Genomic DNA, 14582 nt, shown 5'->3' on the forward strand with positions numbered 1-14582 from the left:
TTATGATACTCAAGAAAACGTTACTCGCCACTTCTGTCATCAGCTTAAGCTTTGTGCTCAGCGCCTGTGGAACCACCATTACTAATAATGACAGCAACGAATTCATCAAAGTAACCGAGCAAAACTACGCGTTTGCAGAGACAGCACGCAACTATCGCAATTGGGCAGCGCTCGGAGCTAACCAACACATCACTCATATGCGAAACCTACCACCACGTGGTAAAGCCGCCCCTACAGTGCAAATGAATGATGACACGCTTTACTCTGTAGCCATTGTTGAAGCCCAAAATGGCTTTGTCTCATTCGATATCCCGCAAAGCGATGTCTATATGGCCGTTCAAGTAGTCAATGAGGGTGGCCATGGGGAACATTACGTCGTGGGTGAAGGTTCTTACACAACCAAAGTAGAAACAGACTATGCCTTTCTGATTTACCGCACTGGTGCTGAGAAAGGCCTCGATGCAGCGAGAGCCGCTCAGGACAGAATTACGACTGACCAGTTGAAATTTGGTACTTATCAAGTCAAAAACTACGACTTCGACGAAGTAGAGGCATGGACTTCAAAGTTAACCGCTGAAACTCAGGGCAAAGTCTTCGCTTACACTTTTCCACGCTCATCGTCTGACATTACCGATCTTCATCAGTGGAACCTAGAAAATGCCAACGGCTGGGGAGGCTCTTCGCCTGAGGTCAACGTAGCTAACCTATATACTAACTCGGTCATGTTAAAGGCGAATCAGTGCCAGACAACAACATTCGAGAGTCCTGACTCCAAGTACTTTACATCCGTTACGCCATATGACAAAAACCGCTACCTAATCGATGGTGCCAATCATGTGTCATCAAATAACTGGCAGAAAAATGCGAATGGCTCCGTCACTGTCTCTTTCAACTGTGGGCAAGAGGCAATCAACAACATTGACACCAACGGCCAAAACTTCTCTTTTACCGTTCGCTATTACGGCGTGAACCAAAAAGTACTGGATGGGAAAATCACACCAGAGAAAACCGTAGTTAAGTCATGACCTTAACTCGATTTCTCAACTGATGATGCGCTCCTAGCGCATCTCATTCTATCCATCGACTTTATTTGCTGCGTCTTAATCGAATTCTAACCACCATGAAGGAGAGTTTATGATTCCCGTTGTTTATAGCGACTATGCCACGAGTATTTTATCTCAATTGCACCGCAGCGGTGTTGATGTTCACGAGTTCGTATCTTCGGCTGGTCTACCGACCGAATATGAACAAGCGGAACCCACATTTCTTCCTTTGCAAGCCGTCTTTCGTCTGGTTCAACTTACGTATGATCAACTGGGTCCTGAATCTGGCACACAAGTAGTGCGTATTGCATTACGAGAACATATTGTCCCACAATTGCTATGTAACGTAAGTTCAGAAACCACTCTCGAAGACGCACTGAAACAGGTCATTCAAGCACTTCAAGTTCAGTTACCTCAATCGGACATTGAGTTGAAACTATTTGGCGATCATTTTCTATTTTCTCGCTACAAAGCAGTAAATACTGAAGATACCACTTTTGTCTGGTCCGAAGTGTTTAGTCTTTGGGCAATGATAGAAACCATTCAAGCGTTAACCAAAACAGATTGGATACCAACGCAAGTGCACTTACAGTCATTGTGTCATGACGACATTATCCAGTGTTTTCCAGCAACAATTCAGTTTGTTCAAGCTCGCACTGTTTGTGGCGTGGTCATTGAACATTCATTGGCGCAGTCAACTATCACAGTGACGAAAAGTGAGGTGGGGTTTCGTAAAGAAGAAGAGGAAAACAACGGGATTTATTACAACGCCATCAGTCATATATACAGCGCGCTTCGTCCGTATGTATTAGAAATTAAGTTTGACCTAGAGCGAGCCGCTCAAGTGATCAATGTTAGTAAACGCACACTTCAACGTCGACTTAAGGAGCAAGGTATCACTTTTCGACAACTAAGAGACAACCTAATTTTAGACATAGCTATGGAACAACTGCAACGCGGTGAAACAGTATCGCGCGTAGCAGTTAATATGGGCTTCTCAAGCATATCTCAGTTTTCGCGCGCTTTTAAGCGACTGACGGGCATCTCACCATCGCGCATCGCTATTCGTCCGCTTTAGGTGGTGACCACTTTATCCGCTCTCAACACACCTCAATTAATAGTCTGTAACAGCGCAGATTAGCTTGGAAACGAACCATATCTAAACCCGCACACTCTGGTTTGTTTCCATCAAGCTCACTATGTTGAACAATTCTTATCTCTCCAAACTGTCTCTCCAGTTGATAGACAATCGACAATGCTGCGTTCAACTGTTCATCGGTAAACACACCAGAGCGACCAATCAAGCATATCCCAACAGATTGAGCGTTGTGCCCTTTCACATGAGCACCTACTTCAAAAGGAGAGACCAAGGAATCGCTATTCAACGCTCGTCCAGTTTCAATGTGACCGTTATAGCAAGGATGATAAGATCTGGCGCTCAGCCAGCCATTCAAAATCACGTAATGATATCCAATCCCTTGCCAGCCTCTCGCCAGATGCCATTTCGCAATGAGCGCAGCATTACCAAAATGAGAATCAGAACAATGCAACACTATGGTTACCACGTAATTTGTTCCTTCACTCTCTGTTCAAGGGTTTTAGCGGAGTTGTCACTTTGTGCTTTTGAAGCACCGGTTACCAATCGCGTAACCGAATTAGAGATGCCGCGTTTTTCGGCACTTCTCCCTAATGCGTAGGCACCTGCTACTGTTCCCCACATATACAGAAATGCCGATAATATTGCCGTAGAGCTTTCAATAACGGCCGAGCTCGCTTCAAGGTGGGAAAGTAACGCTACTCTCAACCCAAGCAGTTCTAGAAACACAAACAAAAGCCCCGCATAAATCACTGTTGGCCTTGCTCGCTTAGTGTAAAGATCGGATTGGTGAAGCTCGGCGACAATGACATCTTTCGAGGCACTGATTTCTCGTTGGTAGGTATCGTGGATTTGTTTTTCGCGCTCTGCGATTAGCTGTTCTAGTTGAACTTTAAAGCGCTGTTCATTTTGTGCTAACTGTGAAGTAATCGCCGCCATTTGTGCTTTAAACTTTGTGCGACTTTTCTGTGCTGAGACGCTGTCTCTGCTCTTTTCTTCATCCGTATAGAAGTAATCATCTACGGCAGATTCTACCTGCTCAACTATCGAAGCTGCATGACCAGTCACAAATCCCCAGATCTGACTCCACATGTTCAAGTTCTCCTTATTCCTTTACACATCAAAACGTTGGGTAGCGAAATTATAATGACAACTAGAACACTGACGTCGCGTGAAGTATGAGATTTTTCGACCGTATTCACGTGTGAGGATGAAATGTTACCTAGGACTAGGGACAATTAGTTGAGTAGCGCTGAAGAGTTACTAACGTACTTCGCTTTCTAGGCTAACCACCAACTGTTTTGCATCGACAGTAAGATAAAGCAGCGGTTTCATCTGAGTCTCATCTGACGATGACAGAGTTTGCATTGTGACCTGACTAATATCTCCCGTTGCCATTTTGATTAAATACGCTTTGTCATTCACAAAACTACTTTGATCGATAGATTGGAACTGCACAAAAATGAAATCTCGATTGAAGTCCTCATACAGTTTTACACAAGGTGCGGCATCAGACTGACATTGAGAAGGCAAGTCCGCCAATGGTAAGCGATATTTATCCGTTACATTTCGGAGGATATGAATGTATTCACTTCGTCCAACGGGCTCTCCATAAAAATGACTGTCGTCATCGCATTTGATGTTGGCCAGTTCGCCCTTAGAATCGTGAGAAACGGTAAGCGATTTGTCTACGGTATGATGAGACAGCGTGTTTTCAGTTAATCCAGCGATTTCAAATCCTCTATGATTGAGCTCCATTAAGAGATAGGTTGCGTCGTTGCTTCCATAAAGCCCATCAGTATAAGTGTAGGTATAACGGCCATTTTGAGCTTGATACTCCGAAGCAGCTCCTCGTGAATACCCTTCACTCAGTGTCTTCATTGTCCCTGGCTGGCGTTCCTTTATAGTCAACTCAATATTGTTAGGTTTACCGTAACGGTATGTCGTTAACCCTGTTTTATCAGTACAGAAACTAACAACCTTATCGTTGCGAAGCTCGCATCCCGCTAACCAATTTTCTTCTTGGTGACACAAGGTACTTGCTTGACTTAACACTGACACAAATGCAAGAAATGATATTAAACCAGATTTCAACCTATCTTCCTTTCTAAACTCCGCCCTTTCGTGGCGAGTCTAACATAGCTAATCGAACGAACTAAATGCCTACGTTGGGGAACGTTAACCACTCTCACTTGATGATTAAATGTGGTTACTACAATTTGAGAATACGAGATCATGAACACGACAAACGCTGTCCTCCTTGTGGCACAATAACGCCCTCATGCTTGAAACCATAGCGCCTCTCCTAAACTATCATTCTCAGCAGGAAAATCGGATGAACAAAGAGATGAAACTACTCGTGGTGGCAATAGTGATTGCTTTACTGAACATCATTTCCCACTTGTTACTTTCAAAATACTTCACCGACTTCCCTTGGCTAGAAATCTCCTTGGCGTCCATTCCTTTTATTATGATGCTTTTGTGTGTGTTCGCAGTTCGCTACGCAGCTAACGCCTTGAAGGAAAAACAGTCAACAGAAGATCGCTAGAGGATCTACGGCGGCATTTCATGGTTGCCTTTAAGTCCTTATGTTGCCCAACACCTTAACTAATATGGTGACTTGCCTAATACAAATATTTATATTGAAAAATCTAGGGTGTATACTTAGCTAAGTGAAATTAAAAAGTTTGTACACTGGAAACTAAATGTTAATAAAAAAAATGGACGCACCATTAGATATGCAAATAGGTGCGAGATTTGAAACTAAAAAGCATGGTTATGTTACTGTTGTGGAATACTACAATACACATACCGTCATTGTCGCGTTTGAAAATACCGGTAATATACGTTCAATTACAGCCGCTAAACTTCGAAGTGGTCAACTTACCGACCGTTCTGTTCCAGTTCAATCATCAATGGTTGGTGAAACTATTCAATCACCAAACCATGGTTTGTTAACTATTATTCAAGTTGAGTCAGATAACATTGTCGTATTGGAAAATGAACTCGGTGATGAAGTTCGCATGCTTTTACCTGCGGTACAGAAATTGAGAGATAAAGCCGAAGATACAGTCGAAGATTCCGATAAACCGCAGCTACCAACCTCATTAAGTGCTCTTACAAAAAGAAATAAAAAGACCAAGGACGTTAATAAGCTCCTTAAGAAAATGCTCACTGATTATGGTAAGTAATAACATCGTCCCCTACCAATTATAAACAAGTGAAAATCTATTCATATACACAGATCACATTATTTCTCTTGTGATGTTTCATCGCTACCATCCTATTAAATCCACAAATAACCCTTAAGTATTAGCGCTCAAGTTTTAATCGATATTACTCCACCAATACTGTGATCCAGATCATAAGGTCAACTTGATTTTGTGATTTGGATCCATGGCAACCCTCCTGTTTTTCGTTATGATGCACTCAATCCAATAGAGAGGTGAACGGCCTCCTTCTCAATAACTCTACAGAGAATGACGATATGAAAAAGATAATGGTTGTATGCGGAAACGGTCTTGGTACTTCATTAATGATGGAAATGGCAGTTAAAGAAGTAGCAGGGAAAATTGGTCTAGATGCAGAAGTTGATCATGAAGATCTATCATCAGCAGCATCAAGCAATGCTGATATTTGGGTAGCAGCTACTGATGTTGCAACGCAATTAGCAGATGCTGGTAAAGAGAATATTGTTAGCCTAGCGAATATTTTTGACAAAGCTTCAATTGAAGAGCAATTAAAAAAATTCATCTAAGGAAAAAGTATAATGGCTAACTTCTTCGAGTTTATGCTGGGCTTATTAAAAGAGCCCGCAATCATGGTTGGTTTAATAGCTTTCATTGGCCTTATTGCACAGAAAGCTGATGTTTCAACCATTCTAAAAGGCACTATTAAAACCGTAATGGGTTTCCTAATTTTAGGTTTTGGTGCTGGCGCTTTAGTTGGCGCACTAAATAACTTCTCCACTGTATTTACAGAAGCATTTGGTGTAAGTGGTGTTATTCCAAATAACGAAGCAATTGTTGCTCTAGCACAAGAAGCATTCGGTTATGAAATGGCACTAATTATGTTCTTCGCATTTATCGTTAATATTCTTTTGGCTCGTTTCACACCGCTAAAATATATTTTCCTAACTGGTCACCACACTATGTTTATGTCTATGCTAGTTGCAGTTATTCTGTCAACAGCAGGTATTACAGGTGCGACTCTAGTTGCGATGGGTGCAATAATTGTTGGTTCTCTAATGGTCATTATGCCGGCTCTAGCTCAGAAATATACTGAGAAAGTTATGGGTACCGATCAATTAGCAATGGGTCACTTCTCAACACTGTCTTACATCGTTGCTGGCTTCATCGGTAGCAAATTTGGTAACCCAGAAAAATCAACTGAGCACATTAATGTTCCAAAGAGCCTTATGTTCTTGCGTGATACGCCTGTCGCTGTTGCTACAACTATGGCTGTGTTCTTTATGATTGCATCTATCTTTGCAGGCGGTGAGTTTGTAGAAGGTGTTTCAGGTGGTCAAAACTGGGTAGTATTCACCTTCATGCAATCTCTGACTTTCGCTGGTGGCGTGTACATCGTACTACAAGGCGTGAAGATGCTGATTGCTGAAATTGTACCGGCATTTAAGGGTATCTCGGACAAACTTGTACCAGGTGCAAAACCAGCACTAGACTGTCCTATGGTATTCCCAGTTGCTCCTAACGCTGTACTGATTGGTTTCCTATCTTCATTCTCAGCAGGTCTTGTTGCAATGGGTATCCAAGGCATGTTTGACTGGACCATTATCGTAGCAGGTGTTGTTCCTCACTTCTTCGTAGGTGGTGCGGCAGGTGTTTATGGTAACGCAACAGGTGGTCTTCGCGGTGCAGTGCTAGGTGCATTCACTCAAGGTCTATGTATCTCGTTCCTACCAATGTTACTACTGCCAGTACTAGGTGGCTTAGGTCTTGAAGCAACGACGTTCGCTGACTTCGACTTCGGTGTTGTTGGTCTGATTCTAGGTTGGATTGTATCATGAGCATCATGAATCTAATTGGAGATAACGGCATCGTTATCTCTCACGAAACGAGCTTAAGCGTAGACGCGGCGTTAGATATCACATGTTCAAAGCTGATTGAACAAGGTAAGGTCGAGCCAAGTTATTTGGAAGCAATTAAGGTTAAGCACAAAGAAATTGGTGCTTACTATGTACTAGCTCCAAAAATCGCCATGCCACATGCTCGTCCAGAAGACGGCGTGAATGAGCAAGCGCTTCAAATCACGGTATTTAAGAATGGTGTTGACTTAGAATCAGAAGATAACGGCGACGTCTACTTCTCGGTCACATTGGCAGCGATGGACTCTGATAGCCATATCCAAACTATCATGGCGTTGGCAGAACTGTTCCAAAACGATGAAGACGTGGACGCCATCATCGCCGCGGATAATGAAGCCGCTATCGTGGAAATTCTTAAAAAGTACTAAGGGTTTAAAAGTTGCGTTAAGCATGCTTTTAAATTTAAAGTAGTTAGATTGAAAAGACCTATTCATATAGGTCTTTTTTTGTACATTCAGTTCTAGACTGAAGATTGTCAGCAATATGAGCGCCTACTGGGAAGATAATGTGCGTTTTTCACACATTAAATGTAGAGAATCCCAATTGTATTTGGTCTATTAGCCATTGATGTTTCGGAGAATGTCTATTCCTTCTATGAAGATAGAGGCTAACGGGATAATTAACCAAATCTAGCATTTCAACAAATTCTATACTTTTTAGCTTGTCTGAATACTGCTCAACAATGTGTTTGGATGCCGGACAGAACATATTGGAGTGACAAAGCGTTTCTACGACAGCTTCAAGTGAACTCGAGGTAAACTCAGGCTCCAATTTCACTCCACACTGGCGCTCCGCTTCGTGGATAAAATGCCAGCGCTTGCCACCTTCATCTAGATTCAGTTCTATCATTGCACAGCCGTAACTCGCTAACTCCTCAACTCTCGCCGTCTTGCTCGTGATAGGGTGATCTTTTCTCACAGCCATTACCAAAGGTTTGGTCTTGAGTGGGAATTCCATAATGTCTTTTGGAGTATCGACCCTCGCATACTCAATGCCTATATCTACATCTCCGTGCCTAAGGTTACTTATGGTATTCTCTGAAAAACCATTGAAAGTCATGCTCGCTTGATGGGCGCTGGATTTAACCAAAGAAAAAAGCTTGGGTGCAAACCAACTGATAAAGTGTTGCCCCAGATCTATATTCACTCTTCCACTCAGGTCAGCTGGTTCAAACCCTCTTAAACTACCAATATCGGAATAGAGTTGATTCAACAACGGCTCGACTCTTTCGTAGAGATGATCCGCCAAAGCCGTAGGTTCAAAGCCGGTAGGCACTTTAATAAACAACTCACCTCCAAGCTCTTGTTTCAACTTATTGAGTTTGACACTTACCGCTGGAGCCGTGATAAACAGCCGCTCTGCGGCACGTTTTAAGTTGCGCTCTTTATAGGTAATCACAAACGCCTTTAGGAGGTTTAAATCTAAGTTCGTCAGAATATTACTCATTGTGTTAAACAAATCTAAAGATGATGCTAATTAATATTAAATATATCTAATCATGTCGCCTTGGTAAATTATTTGTCATCAGGATGAACTAACAAGATCGAAGGATACTTTTAAAACCACACTCCAACCCATTTGGATCAACGCGCAGACCAACACAGGCCAAGCATGAAAAAGACTCTTTTAGCAACCTTATTATCACTGACCTCATCAACCGTTTTCGCTTCGGAATTAGTAACCGTCACGGAAGAGAATTACTCAACTGCCATGTTTGATATGGCAATGAATGTTGAAGCGGGTAACGGTGCTCTTCAAGATTGGCATCATCATAGAGCACCCATTGCACTAGATGAGCAACCTGCACCGATGATGAATCGAGACACGCTATATTCATTCGTTATTGCAGATGCCCGCTCTGACATAAAGGTTACGATTCCAGAATTTGATGGACGTTATGTCTCTCTGCACGTCATGAATCACAATCATGACACCGCCTATGTCTTCTACGGGTCAGGTGAGCACATTATTAAAGCCACAGACACCAGTGACTACATTGCGTTTTATGCACGTACCCAAGTGAATGCCTCCCAAGCATCAGATATCGAAAAAGTAAATGATTTCCAAGATCAACTGCACTTTGAGTATGTAGACAGAGCTTTTGAACCAACACCGTATAAAGTGACCACTTGGGATATGGACACATTTAAACCTATACATCATAAATGGGTATCCATCGCTCAGTCACAGGGTATAGCCAATGCTATGGCAGATCTCCAGGCAGGTATCACGATAGATCAGGATGCACGAAATCGTGGTGTTGCCATCTCAACAGGTCTACTGCCTGATGCGCACGCAAGTTATAAGGTGGCCGAATACAACTTGGATAAAGACGCCTGCTACGTTGCAAATTACCCAAAACCAAAAATGGAAGATGAGGAGCTCGGATTTTTCTCAATCACCATCTACGACGATAAACAATATATCGCAACAGATGACTATTCCATTCTTTCAAATGAGGACATGGCGTTTAATCAAGATGGATCGTTTACGGTGTATTACGGCAACACCGAGACCAGATCATGTGGCGATGTAGATAACCTACTTCATATTCCGACGGACAATATTTCCATCAACATGCGAATCTACTTACCAAGTATGGAGCATATTGGGGCGTATACTCTGCCCGACCTGAAAGCAATTTAAGTCAAGCTAGATAACATTCGTCATGCAACCTCGCTAAGTCAGATGCGCTTTGCCTTAGCGAGGTATCTCTCTAAAAGGTATCTATCTACAAATAGAGCTTTCGTAGAACTCGTCGTTATTCCCCCCTTTCCCAATCGAATAAGAATTTTAGAAATTGTCGTTGACCTGTCTATAACTTCACACTTTATAGTGACGACATCACATAAGCGTAAGAACAGCGGCTTGATGTTTAAACAAGCGTGGCCAAATAGCAGGTAATTGAATGAAAATCAGAACAGAAACTCACGAAGATACTAAACAGATCCACTCAATAACATATCAAGCATTTGAGAACCACCCACATCACGAACCAGGTGCGAAACCAACAGAACATCTCATTGTCGACGGACTTCGTCGTGACAACGCACTTACTGTTTCTCTTGTGTGCGAAGCCAATAACGAGGTTATCGGTCATATTGCGTTTTCACCAATCCTAATAGATGGTGAAGCTTCAACTTGGGTTGGATTGGGTCCTGTATCTGTCATTCCAGAGCATCAAGGCAAAGGCATAGGCGGAGCGCTGATTCGAGAAGGGGAAGCTCAAATCAAACAACTCGGTTATCAAGGCATTATGTTACTTGGAGACCCAAGTTATTACGGACGCTTTGGTTTCGAATCTCATCCAAACCTAACGTTTGCAGATGTCCCAGCAGAATATTTCTTGGTGAAAGGATTTGAGAATACTATCCCTAAAGGTGAAGTAACCTATCACAAGGCGTTCTTTGAAACGGCATAAGGCATAACAAACAGATAAACCTCTCTGCATATCACAATGCAGAGAGGTTATTCACTATTGTGAGTTTACTGTTGGCACTGTTGAAGGCTACCTAGCATCGCCAGCAACAGCTGACTATATTGGTCTTTACCTACTGCGATATCAGCACCGATAGGATCCATCACACCGATGGTAGTAACAGTAGAGTTTTCAAACACTGAATTTACCAGTTGCGGATTAAACTGAGGTTCCGTAAACACACAAGTCACTCCGAGCTCTTTTACCGTGTTGCGAATTTGAGTAATACGCGCAGGGCTTGGCTTCGATGCGTCCGATACTGATATTGCTCCTGACGCTAACACTCCAAAACGTTGTTCGAAATATTGATAGGCATCGTGGAAAACAATGAATTTAATACCACCCAGATTCTGGGTTTGCTGTTTTATCTCAGAAGTCAGTTGTTGTAAGCGAGAAATCGTCGCTTTTGCGTTCTGCTGATAAATCGATGCATGCTCACTATCAGCTTCAGAGAGTGTTTTAGCGATGGCTTTAACCCAAACCTCGGCATTTTGAGGATCTAACCATACATGTGGGTCATGGCCTTCGTGGTGGTGAGCATGGTGCTCTTCTTGGTGTTTATCATGGTGGTCAGCGTCGTGATGTTCGTGTTCATGTTCATCATGATGAGCCTCATCTCCATGGTGTTCATGCGCCTCAAATGTGGCCCCCTCACGGAAGTCATACAAGGTTGTACCACTCACTTCCATCATCTCAACTTTCTTTGCTGATCCCGCTAAGCTGGATAGTGGTTTTTCGAGCCAAGGGGTCAACCCCTCGCCAACCCAAAATACAACGTTCGCTTCTGAGAGAGCTTTAGCCTCTGATGGACGCAAATGGTATTCATGTGGTGATGACTCGGGACGAATCAATAAGTCAGGCTCACCAACGCCATCCATCACCTGAGACACTAACGAATGCAATGGAGCAATATCCACTGCCACATTAGGTACCTTAGCGTAAGCGTTTGAAGCTACGACCAAACCAACCACCATGCCTGATAAGGCTTTTTTAAACATTTTCTTCTCCCTGTTTTTTTAAGATATAAGATTGGCAACTACAATTGTTATGTTATAACATAACTTTTATTCCAGACGTCTTGCAAGCATCTTTTCTTTATGCACAGGTTTGCAAATCGTCGTTACTTAGTAAGTTGAGAGAAGGTGAATGTTGATTTCATCCCACGGGTTGTCAGTTAAATTTGGCAGCCATTTAATATTGGACAACATAAATATCTCGGTGAGTCAGGGGGAAATAGTCACGATTGTCGGCCCCAATGGGTCAGGTAAATCCACACTATTGAAGACCTTAATAGGCGCAATCTCCCCAATTAGCGGTCACATCAAGCGCAGTGAGAGTTTGAAGATCGGCTACGTGCCCCAGCGTTTACATATTGATGAAACCCTACCTATGACGGTATATCGCTTTCTAACGCTTCCTCTGCGTCATTCCAAATCAAGGATAAAACAAGCCTTGGAGCAAGCTGGTGTTGCTAACTTAGAAACACAGCAACTTCGGTCGCTATCAGGCGGGCAACTACAACGCGTCCTACTGGCTCGAGCACTTCTGGAGCAACCGTCCCTACTGTTACTCGACGAGGCCACTCAAGGACTTGACCAGCGAGGTACTGTCGATTTCTACCAACAAATCGACGCGATCCGCAAACAAACAGGATGTGCTGTCATCATGGTTAGTCACGATCTTCACGTTGTTATGCGAAGAACAGATCGAGTGATCTGTTTAAACGGGCATGTGTGCTGTGAAGGTGTTCCAGAGAAGGTCAGTGCATCACCAGAGTACAAAGCACTATTCGGTTTGGATGATGAAGACGTGCTAGGTGTCTATCGACACCACTCTTCCCCAATCGCTCTCCAAGAAGGAAGACTTAATGTTGGATGATTTTCTCTGGCGAGCGGCCTTAGCAGGAATTGGCGTTACATTAGCCGCCGCGCCATTGGGCTGTTTTATTGTCTGGCGTCGCATGGCCTATTTTGGTGATGCTACCGCTCATGCCTCTATGCTGGGCGTTGCGTTGTCACTGGCATTTTCGCTGCCTATTTTTCCAGGCGTGCTGTTTATTGCGCTTCTGATGGCCATAACCGTCTCCACCTTCAGCGGCAGAGGTTACGCCATGGATACCTTACTCGGCGTCATGGCTCATTCGGCATTGGCAATCGGTCTGGTTGCTGTCTCATTTTTATCCGGGATTCGCCTTGATCTGATGGCCTATTTATTCGGCGATATTCTGGCAGTAAGCAAAACTGATTTATTGGTGATTTGGCTGGGTACGTTACTGGTTGTTGGACTGATTGGCTTTCGTTGGTCTGGATTACTGCTCTCCACCTTAAACAAAGATCTCGCGTTAGCAAGTGGCTATTCTCCCAAAAGGGAGCAACTGATACTCACAATCGCACTCGCTGTCGTCGTTGCAGTCGCCATTAAAGTGGTGGGGGTGTTGCTGATTGTCGCCATGCTGATCATTCCTGCTGCCACCGCCCGCCCATTTAGCCGCACCCCCGAAATCATGGTCGTATTGGCGGCGGTTATTGGCAGCAGTTCCAGCGTTGTAGGTCTGCGCACTTCTTATCTAATGGATACGCCTACCGGCCCAACGATCGTTTGTGTCGCCGCTGGGCTATTTCTTGTTTCAAGCTTGGTTTGGAAAGTTACCGTCAAACGTCAAGAGAATGGAGGCTAAGCACTTATGCATAACTACTTAACCAATACAACCACAGATCTGGGAATATCCCCTCCACTGCCACTGAGCCTGCAACCCAGCGCTCTGACGGGAATTTATCAGCCAGAACACAACATCGCGGTTTGGCATCGCTCACTCTCGACAGAAATGACACAAAGTATAAAGTTGCTGCTTCAAGAGCAGACATCTTTAGCGCTAGTGCAAACTGTCACACCCAGCAATACAGCACATTGGGTAAAGGAGAAGCTGGCTGGTCATGATTGCGCAGAGGCTTTAGGCGAAGACATTGCGCTTATCGTTGATATGTTCTGTTGTCTATTCGATTTAAAGGAGGCGGGCTTGCGTCTGACTCGTTTAGATAAACCCATGTGTCCTAAATTTCATGTCGATCATGTCCCCTGTCGACTCGTGACGACTTATCTTGGCAGTGCGACCCAATGGCTAAGTAATAACGACGTTGACCGCCGTAAACTCGGTGCAGGAAGTCATGGTAAGCCCGATCATCTGTCTGGTATTTATCCTAATGAAGCTAGTATCAATCAACTGTCTTCTGGTGACGTTGCGTTGTTAAAAGGCAGTGGATGGGAAGGTAACGAAGCGTTGGGGCTGGTTCATCGCTCACCTGAGGTTCTGCCAAATGAACGAAGGCTGTTACTCACATTAGATATGGTATAGCGATTATGGGTGACATTAACGACATTATTGAGCATGCCGAAAAGCGCTGTAAGATTCGCGGTAAACAACTGACATCTAAACGTAAATTGGTCCTAAAAGCACTAGTTCATGCTGATAAAGCGTTATCCGCCTATGACTTAGTTGATTATTGTAAGACACATTTTGACCAGAATATTCAAGCCATGTCGGTCTATCGTATTTTGGAGTTTCTTGAGAGCGAGCACTTTGCTCATAAGCTCAATGTTTCTAACAAATACATCTTTTGCTCTCACATTCTTTGCGAACATGAGCACGGCGTTCCTCAGTTCCTTATCTGTTCTCAATGCAACAAGATCAGTGAACAAATCATTGATCCTAATGTGGTATCCGGCCTCCAGTCACACGCCAAAAAGGAAGGCTTTACCGTGCTAAGTCCACAATTTGAGATCAGCGGCGTGTGCGACGAATGTGCGAGAAACGACTAATCACCACCATTTAATAGCCTATTTCACCCAAGGGAGTCCCTAATT

General features: G+C 43.6%; 18 protein-coding genes. 13 read left to right on the forward strand and 5 right to left on the reverse strand.

The genetic code is table 11. From position 1 onward, the window contains the following. The first annotated feature begins 2 nt into the window (after positions 1-2). The gene (locus OH456_RS01510) at positions 3-1025 is read left to right on the forward strand and encodes a DUF1254 domain-containing protein (RefSeq protein WP_270032652.1); all 1023 of its coding nucleotides are present in this window, start codon (positions 3-5) and stop codon (positions 1023-1025) included. A 109-nt stretch (positions 1026-1134) separates the two neighbouring features. Further along, entirely contained in the window at positions 1135-2121 is a 987-nt protein-coding gene (locus OH456_RS01515; RefSeq protein WP_270032653.1) for a helix-turn-helix domain-containing protein, read from the forward strand. A 22-nt stretch (positions 2122-2143) separates the two neighbouring features. Here OH456_RS01515 and OH456_RS01520 read toward each other — a convergent pair whose 3' ends face one another. The 3 genes from OH456_RS01520 to OH456_RS01530 all read right to left on the reverse strand — a co-directional run bounded on the left by OH456_RS01520 (position 2144) and on the right by OH456_RS01530 (position 4233). Then, a complete protein-coding gene (locus OH456_RS01520) occupies positions 2144-2608 on the reverse strand; it encodes an N-acetylmuramoyl-L-alanine amidase (RefSeq protein ID WP_240206357.1) in 465 nt (154 codons plus the stop codon). Further along, complete coding sequence (locus tag OH456_RS01525) at positions 2602-3231, reverse strand: 3TM-type holin (protein ID WP_270032654.1); 630 nt, start codon at positions 3229-3231, stop codon at positions 2602-2604. The genes OH456_RS01520 and OH456_RS01525 overlap by 7 nt, the downstream gene beginning before the upstream one ends. A 171-nt stretch (positions 3232-3402) precedes the next feature. Then, entirely contained in the window at positions 3403-4233 is an 831-nt protein-coding gene (locus OH456_RS01530; protein WP_270032655.1) for a hypothetical protein, read from the reverse strand. A 241-nt stretch (positions 4234-4474) separates the two neighbouring features. Here OH456_RS01530 and OH456_RS01535 point away from each other — a divergent pair, with 241 nt between their 5' ends. From OH456_RS01535 to OH456_RS01555, 5 genes are all read left to right on the forward strand, one after another. Beyond that, complete coding sequence (locus OH456_RS01535; RefSeq protein WP_006069228.1) at positions 4475-4687, forward strand: hypothetical protein; 213 nt, start codon at positions 4475-4477, stop codon at positions 4685-4687. A 157-nt stretch (positions 4688-4844) separates the two neighbouring features. Further along, positions 4845-5330 carry a hypothetical protein gene (locus OH456_RS01540; protein ID WP_038221557.1) on the forward strand — a complete coding sequence of 162 codons (486 nt, stop codon included), beginning with the start codon at positions 4845-4847 and terminating at the stop codon, positions 5328-5330. 296 nt (positions 5331-5626) lie between these two features. Next, complete coding sequence (locus tag OH456_RS01545; protein ID WP_006069230.1) at positions 5627-5896, forward strand: PTS sugar transporter subunit IIB; 270 nt, start codon at positions 5627-5629, stop codon at positions 5894-5896. A 12-nt stretch (positions 5897-5908) separates the two neighbouring features. Further along, positions 5909-7165, forward strand: a complete 1257-nt coding sequence (locus OH456_RS01550; protein WP_006069231.1) for a PTS ascorbate transporter subunit IIC — start codon at positions 5909-5911, stop codon at positions 7163-7165. Then, complete coding sequence (locus OH456_RS01555; RefSeq protein ID WP_006069232.1) at positions 7162-7611, forward strand: PTS sugar transporter subunit IIA; 450 nt, start codon at positions 7162-7164, stop codon at positions 7609-7611. Before OH456_RS01550 ends, OH456_RS01555 begins: the two co-directional genes overlap by 4 nt. A 148-nt stretch (positions 7612-7759) precedes the next feature. On the opposite strand, the gene OH456_RS01560 is transcribed toward OH456_RS01555, so the two are convergent. Further along, positions 7760-8689, reverse strand: coding sequence for a LysR family transcriptional regulator (locus tag OH456_RS01560; protein ID WP_270032656.1), 930 nt, complete (start codon positions 8687-8689; stop codon positions 7760-7762). 165 nt (positions 8690-8854) lie between these two features. Between OH456_RS01560 and OH456_RS01565 the strand changes: the two genes are divergently transcribed. Continuing rightward, positions 8855-9889, forward strand: coding sequence for a DUF1214 domain-containing protein (locus OH456_RS01565; RefSeq protein ID WP_270032657.1), 1035 nt, complete (start codon positions 8855-8857; stop codon positions 9887-9889). Between the two features lie 262 nt (positions 9890-10151). Continuing rightward, a complete protein-coding gene (locus tag OH456_RS01570) occupies positions 10152-10664 on the forward strand; it encodes a GNAT family N-acetyltransferase (protein ID WP_252039553.1) in 513 nt (170 codons plus the stop codon). A 65-nt stretch (positions 10665-10729) separates the two neighbouring features. Here the strand turns inward: OH456_RS01570 and OH456_RS01575 are convergent, their stop codons facing one another. Further along, positions 10730-11719 (reverse strand): zinc ABC transporter substrate-binding protein, encoded by a 990-nt coding sequence (locus OH456_RS01575; RefSeq protein ID WP_252039552.1) that lies wholly within the window; start codon positions 11717-11719, stop codon positions 10730-10732. A gap of 148 nt (positions 11720-11867) precedes the next feature. Between OH456_RS01575 and OH456_RS01580 the strand changes: the two genes are divergently transcribed. From OH456_RS01580 to OH456_RS01595, 4 genes are read left to right on the forward strand one after another with little or no spacing between them, the layout of a single operon-like run. Next, positions 11868-12599: an ATP-binding cassette domain-containing protein gene (locus OH456_RS01580; protein WP_270032658.1), complete on the forward strand. Its 732-nt coding sequence runs from the start codon at positions 11868-11870 to the stop codon at positions 12597-12599. Further along, complete coding sequence (locus tag OH456_RS01585) at positions 12589-13398, forward strand: metal ABC transporter permease (protein WP_270032659.1); 810 nt, start codon at positions 12589-12591, stop codon at positions 13396-13398. Before OH456_RS01580 ends, OH456_RS01585 begins: the two co-directional genes overlap by 11 nt. Positions 13399-13404: 6 nt before the next feature. After that, positions 13405-14073, forward strand: coding sequence for a DUF1826 domain-containing protein (locus tag OH456_RS01590; RefSeq protein WP_270032660.1), 669 nt, complete (start codon positions 13405-13407; stop codon positions 14071-14073). Positions 14074-14078: 5 nt separating this feature from the next. Further along, a complete protein-coding gene (locus tag OH456_RS01595) occupies positions 14079-14537 on the forward strand; it encodes a Fur family transcriptional regulator (RefSeq protein WP_031493159.1) in 459 nt (152 codons plus the stop codon). The last annotated feature ends 45 nt before the right edge of the window (positions 14538-14582 follow it).

The organism is Vibrio sp. La 4.2.2, assembly GCF_027586995.1.
GTDB lineage: Bacteria > Pseudomonadota > Gammaproteobacteria > Enterobacterales > Vibrionaceae > Vibrio > Vibrio mediterranei.

Coding starts and splice junctions, on each gene's coding strand:
- OH456_RS01535 (WP_006069228.1), top strand. CDS start 4,475: ATGAACAAAGAGATGAAACTACTCGTGGTGGCAATAGTGATTGCTTTA.
- OH456_RS01555 (WP_006069232.1), top strand. CDS start 7,162: ATGAGCATCATGAATCTAATTGGAGATAACGGCATCGTTATCTCTCAC.
- OH456_RS01590 (WP_270032660.1), top strand. CDS start 13,405: ATGCATAACTACTTAACCAATACAACCACAGATCTGGGAATATCCCCT.
- OH456_RS01550 (WP_006069231.1), top strand. CDS start 5,909: ATGGCTAACTTCTTCGAGTTTATGCTGGGCTTATTAAAAGAGCCCGCA.
- OH456_RS01565 (WP_270032657.1), top strand. CDS start 8,855: ATGAAAAAGACTCTTTTAGCAACCTTATTATCACTGACCTCATCAACC.
- OH456_RS01595 (WP_031493159.1), top strand. CDS start 14,079: ATGGGTGACATTAACGACATTATTGAGCATGCCGAAAAGCGCTGTAAG.
- OH456_RS01580 (WP_270032658.1), top strand. CDS start 11,868: ATGTTGATTTCATCCCACGGGTTGTCAGTTAAATTTGGCAGCCATTTA.
- OH456_RS01525 (WP_270032654.1), bottom strand. CDS start 3,231: ATGTGGAGTCAGATCTGGGGATTTGTGACTGGTCATGCAGCTTCGATA.
- OH456_RS01515 (WP_270032653.1), top strand. CDS start 1,135: ATGATTCCCGTTGTTTATAGCGACTATGCCACGAGTATTTTATCTCAA.
- OH456_RS01575 (WP_252039552.1), bottom strand. CDS start 11,719: ATGTTTAAAAAAGCCTTATCAGGCATGGTGGTTGGTTTGGTCGTAGCT.
- OH456_RS01545 (WP_006069230.1), top strand. CDS start 5,627: ATGAAAAAGATAATGGTTGTATGCGGAAACGGTCTTGGTACTTCATTA.
- OH456_RS01540 (WP_038221557.1), top strand. CDS start 4,845: ATGTTAATAAAAAAAATGGACGCACCATTAGATATGCAAATAGGTGCG.
- OH456_RS01585 (WP_270032659.1), top strand. CDS start 12,589: ATGTTGGATGATTTTCTCTGGCGAGCGGCCTTAGCAGGAATTGGCGTT.
- OH456_RS01510 (WP_270032652.1), top strand. CDS start 3: ATGATACTCAAGAAAACGTTACTCGCCACTTCTGTCATCAGCTTAAGC.
- OH456_RS01570 (WP_252039553.1), top strand. CDS start 10,152: ATGAAAATCAGAACAGAAACTCACGAAGATACTAAACAGATCCACTCA.
- OH456_RS01560 (WP_270032656.1), bottom strand. CDS start 8,689: ATGAGTAATATTCTGACGAACTTAGATTTAAACCTCCTAAAGGCGTTT.